Raw genomic sequence first — 5473 nt, forward strand, 5'->3', positions numbered from 1 at the left:
CTTTCCAGGTGTCCTTGCGGTCCTCGACATAGGCAATGATCGCACCGGACATATGCCTGGCCACGCAAACGCCTGAGGAGCAATAGAACGGCGATCCCGGCGGTAGCTCAACGGCGTCCGCGACGTCGAATTGCCCATCGCTCTTGTCGAACACCTCTGGCACGACGATGGTTTCTGATGTCAGGGCGCGTTTCCAGTTGTCGACGGTGAATTCGTTCGGCCGTTCCCGGCTGACGGCAAGCTCGCCGCCACCGATCGGCAACGCCACCAGCCGGGCGTCTTCCGAGATCAGCACATCCGGCGTGCGCGTATCCGAGACGGTCAGCAAGCCTGCCAGCGCGAATGGCAGAGCAGCGAGCCGCAGCCAAGTTGTCGCCATCGTCGCGATGACCAGGGCAATTGTCACCAGCAGGACAGATTGCTGCGAAATCAGCCCAACCCCATCGACAGGCGAACGTTCGGAGATCCAACCCGATATGGCGATCATCACCGTCAGGCCCTTGCCCATCAGGTAGAGGGCCGGCCAATCCAATCCGAAAGGCATCAGCAGCGCGCTTGCGACAGCCAGGAACATGACGACGGTGACGATCGGCATAACCGCCAGATTGGCGAACAGGCTGAGCGGCGACACACGCTGAAAATGCCAGATGGCAAACAGCGTCGTGGCGCTGCCGGCGATGATGGAGGTCATGGCAAGGCCGGTTGCCGCGAGCACGAACTTTCGCGTCAGGAAACCGGGCATGGATCGCTTTGGGGGCGGCGGTCTTGCTTTTCCCGCGCGGTGATCGGCCCAGCCGGCATAGGCGCCGACCAGAGCCGCGGTCGCGGCGAACGACATCTGAAAACTCGGGCCGACCACCTCATGCGGCGACACCACGATGACGGCGATCGCCGAGATCGCCAGATTGCGCATGGTGAGTGCTGCTCGATCGAACAGCACGGCAATCAGCATCACCGCCAGCATGATGAAGCTGCGCTCGGCGGCAACGACGACTCCAGAGATGATGAGATAGGCCGCGATCGAGAACAGTGCGGCGAAGGCGGCATACTTCTTGACCGGGCGACGCGCGGAAAAGTCGGGAAACAAGGCGAAGGCGCCGCGCAGCAAGCCCATGATGGTGCCTGCGACCAGCGCCATGTGCAGTCCCGAAATCGAGATGATGTGGTAGATGCCGGTACGTCGCATCGCCTCATTGATGTCATCGGGAATGCCGGCGCGCACGCCGACGATCAGCGCCGCGGCGATCTCGCCTTCGGCGCCGCCGACGCTCGCCCTGATATGGTCGGCGATGGCCTCGCGGGCATTTTCCACGCTAGAGGAAATTCGGGCCGGCAGCGGCATGTCGCCACCGTCGCTGACGACAAGCTTGGGGTTGCCGAGAAAGAACCCGCTGCCGCCGATGCCGGCAAAATAGCTGTCGAAGGAGAAATCATAGCTGTCCGGCCGCACCGGCCCAGTCGGCGGCAAAAGCTTGGCATATCCAGTGATGAGGGAGCCTGCGGTCACGTCAGCCGGGATCTTGCGTGCCGAAAGCCGCACCCGTTCCGGCGCATAGCGCAGTTTCGGTCTTGCGGTCGACGTCACGTCGATGGTCAGCCGGATACGGCCAGTTTCCATCCGGTCGAGCGAGACGACGCGGCCGGTCACCTGCGTCGAGATTTCCGAGCCCAACATTTGTGTGCCCGCACGCCACGTCTCGACCTTGGCAGCAAGCAGTCCTAGGGCGCACAAAAGCGCCGCCATGAAACACAGATGGGTCTTTGGCCATGAGCGCGAGACCAGCGCACAGATCCCCGTCAAGATGACAACCGCGACAGGTCTCGCAAAGTCGGGTTCAGCCGTCAGCGAAAAATAGCCGATCGCTCCGATCGCCAGGCAGACCGGCACCAGCAGGAAGGCCACGCCCCGGTCGAGTTCCAGGCTCGCCGCCGTGTTCACGCTGTGGCGCAGGCGAGGCAGTGATGTCAGGCTGATTTGCCGGCGCACGCGAACGATCCTGCCGGTTTCGGCAACAGGAACAGAGGCGGCGACATCCGCTTGCAAGGGCGCCTTGCCGGGATCCGGCACAAGGGGCGATGGCGGCGGCAATGGGGCTGGCCGAGGCGCAAACAGGGACCGTTCGCTGACGCCGATGGCAGCGTCCTCGCCCTGATCCGAGCCCCAGCCTCGTCCAGCCATCGGGTCTGCCCCTTGCGCCCTCGACACCCTATGCTACATGAACGCCGGGCGCGCGAAAGCCCGCGCAACCGCACCCCGCTTCAGATGGTTTCCGAGAGTTCCATGTCCGACAAGGTCGTCACCCGTTTTGCCCCTTCGCCCACCGGCTATCTGCACATAGGCGGCGCGCGCACGGCGCTGTTCAACTGGCTGTATGCGAAGCACACTGGCGGCACGATGCTGCTGCGCATCGAGGACACCGACCGCGAACGCTCCAATGAAGCCGCGACGGCTGCCATCCTCGACGGGCTTTCCTGGCTTGGCCTGAGCTGGGACGGCGAGCCGGTGTCGCAGTTCGAGCGTGCTCCGCGCCACCGCGAGGTGGCTGAGGAGCTCGTGCGCATGGGCAAGGCCTATTATTGCTATGCCACGCCGGCCGAACTGGAGGCCATGCGCGAGGCCGCCAGAGCCAAGGGGCTGCCGCCCCGCTATGACGGCCGCTGGCGCGACCGCGACCCCTCTGAGGCGCCCGCAGGCGTCAAGGGCGCCATTCGTATCAAGGCGCCGACCGACGGCGAGACCATCGTCCATGACCGTGTCCAGGGCGAGGTGCGCTTTCCCAACAAGGATCTCGATGACTTCATCATCCTGCGTTCTGACGGCAATCCCACTTACATGCATGCCGTCGTCGTCGATGATCATGATATGGGAGTCACCCATATCATTCGCGGCGACGATCATCTGACCAACGCCGCTCGCCAGACCGTGATCTACAACGCCATGGGCTGGAACGTGCCGTCCATGTCGCATATCCCGCTGATCCACGGCGCCGATGGCGCCAAGCTGTCGAAGCGGCACGGCGCGCTTGGCGTCGAGGCCTATCGCGCCATGGGCTACCTGCCGGAGGCGCTGCTCAATTACCTGGCGCGCCTTGGCTGGAGCCATGGCGACGACGAGATCATGTCGATCAAGGATATGATCTCGTGGTTCGACATCGGCGATGTCAACAAGGGCGCGGCGCGCTTCGACTTCGCCAAGCTGGAGGCGATCAACGGCGCGCATATGCGCCGCATGAGCGATGCCCGACTGTTCGACATCTTCATCGCTACCCTGCCCTATCTCGAAGGTGGCCCGGCGATCGCCGCGCGCCTGAACGACAGCACCAAGGCGCAGTTGCTGGCAGCGCTTCCGGGCTTGAAGGACCGCGCCAAGACGCTGGTCGAGCTCGTCGATGGCGCGGCCTTCCTGTTCGCCACGCGCCCCCTGCCGATCGACGACAAGGCGGCCCTTCTGCTTACCGACGATGCCCGCAAGATCCTGCGCAGTGCTCACGAAGCTTTGAACGGGCTTGCGAGTGACTGGACAGCCGCCTCGGCGGAGGCGGCGATACGCGAGGTGGCAGCGGCCGGCAGTCACAAGCTCGGCGCGGTGGCCCAGCCTTTGCGCGCTGCGTTGACCGGCAAAAGCACCTCGCCGGGCGTGTTCGATGTGCTCGCCGTGCTCGGCCGCGAGGAAAGCCTGGCGCGCATCTCAGATCAAATCGATTAGGAGCAAACTGGCCCAAGAAGATTGGCATTGAAAGGCGGGTTTCGCAGTGCAACATTAGGCCTTGGCCCAATCTGGCACGCACCTCCTGAAATGCGGTGGCGAATACGCGCATTGCGGTGATTTTCGACGTGTCGCTCTGCAGAATTTTGCCTTTGCCGGCATGAGGAAACAAGAAGGAGTTTGCAATGACCGAAGCTGCGAAAAAAATGGATTTGGGCGGCAAGACCCAGGAGGCCACGGCAACGCTTGCATTCGCCGGCAAGACCCATGAATTCAAGGTGCGAAGTGGTTCGGTCGGGCCTGATGTCATCGACATCGCCTCGCTCTACTCAACCACCGGCGCCTTCACTTACGATCCGGGCTTCACCTCGACGGCAAGCTGCGAGTCGGAAATCACCTTCATCGACGGCGATGCCGGCATCCTGCTGCACCGCGGCTATCCGATCGACCAACTGGCCGAACACGGCGACTTCCTCGAGGTCTGCTATCTCCTGCTTTACGGCGAACTGCCGACCAAGGCGCAGAAGGACGACTTCGACTATCGTGTGACGCGCCACACCATGGTGCATGAGCAGATGTCGCGCTTTTTCACCGGCTTCCGCCGCGACGCGCACCCGATGGCGGTGATGTGCGGCGTGGTCGGCGCGCTGTCGGCCTTCTACCACGACTCCACCGACATCTCCGACCCCTACCAGCGCATGGTTGCCTCCATGCGGCTGATCGCCAAGATGCCAACGATCGCGGCGATGGCCTACAAATACCACATCGGCCAGCCCTTCATTTACCCGAAGAACGAACTGAACTTCGCCGCCAACTTCCTGCACATGTGCTTTGCCGTGCCGTGCGAGGAATACAAGATCAACCCGGTGCTGGCGCGCGCCATGGAGCGCATCTTCATTCTGCACGCCGACCACGAGCAGAACGCCTCGACCTCGACCGTTCGTCTCGCCGGCTCGTCGGGCGCCAACCCGTTCGCGTGCATCGCCGCCGGCATCGCTTGCCTGTGGGGCCCAGCGCATGGCGGCGCCAATGAAGCGGCGCTCAACATGCTTGGCGAGATCGGCCATGTCGATCACATCCCCGAATTCATCGCTCGCGCCAAGGACAAGAACGACCCGTTCCGCTTGATGGGCTTTGGCCACCGCGTCTACAAGAACTACGATCCGCGCGCCAAGATCATGCAGAAGACGGCGCATGAGGTTCTGGGCGAGCTCGGCATCAAGGACGATCCGCTGCTCGACATCGCCATGGAACTGGAAAAGATCGCGCTGACCGATCCCTATTTCATCGAGAAGAAGCTCTACCCGAATGTCGACTTCTATTCCGGCATTACGCTGAAGGCGCTGGGTTTCCCCACCACCATGTTCACCGTGCTGTTCGCGGTCGCCCGCACCGTCGGCTGGATCGCACAGTGGAAAGAGATGATCGAGGATCCGCGCCAGAAGATCGGCCGCCCGCGCCAGCTCTATACCGGCGCACCCGAGCGTGACTACGTGCCGATCGCCAAGCGGTGAATTGGGAGTAGGGATTGGGCAGTAGGCAGTAGGGACGGTGAACTTCCCTACTGACTATTCCCTCTCTTGACATACCGCATCACCACCTGCGCGGCGATCTCGCCGGACGGTCTATCCGTCGCCATGCGCCGCGTGATCTCTGCAAATCCATTCTTCTGCCAGGCGCGCATGCCGCTGTCGGCGAACAGGGCTTCCAATTGCCGGGCCAGATTGTTCGGCTTGATGTAGCCGTCGTAGAATTCCGGAATAAGCG

Annotated in this window: 3 protein-coding genes and 1 pseudogene; 2 read left to right on the forward strand and 2 right to left on the reverse strand. The window is 62.9% G+C overall.

All coding sequences use genetic code 11. The features are described 5' to 3' along the window. On the reverse strand, positions 1-2179 hold a 2179-nt coding region (locus EN964_RS22820; RefSeq protein ID WP_164775938.1), incomplete at its 3' end, for a ComEC/Rec2 family competence protein. 102 nt (positions 2180-2281) lie between these two features. Between EN964_RS22820 and gltX the strand changes: the two genes are divergently transcribed. Further along, positions 2282-3706 carry a glutamate--tRNA ligase gene (gltX, locus tag EN964_RS22825; protein WP_127270289.1) on the forward strand — a complete coding sequence of 475 codons (1425 nt, stop codon included), beginning with the start codon at positions 2282-2284 and terminating at the stop codon, positions 3704-3706. Positions 3707-3891: 185 nt separating this feature from the next. Next, positions 3892-5220, forward strand: coding sequence for a citrate synthase (gene gltA, locus EN964_RS22830; RefSeq protein ID WP_127270290.1), 1329 nt, complete (start codon positions 3892-3894; stop codon positions 5218-5220). Positions 5221-5267: 47 nt separating this feature from the next. Here the strand turns inward: gltA and EN964_RS22835 are convergent. Next, positions 5268-5473: pseudogene (locus EN964_RS22835) on the reverse strand (lipid-A-disaccharide synthase); the annotation flags it as partial.

The sequence above is a fragment of the Mesorhizobium sp. M7A.F.Ca.CA.001.10.2.1 genome, from assembly GCF_003998575.1.
Classification (GTDB): Bacteria; Pseudomonadota; Alphaproteobacteria; order Rhizobiales; family Rhizobiaceae; genus Mesorhizobium.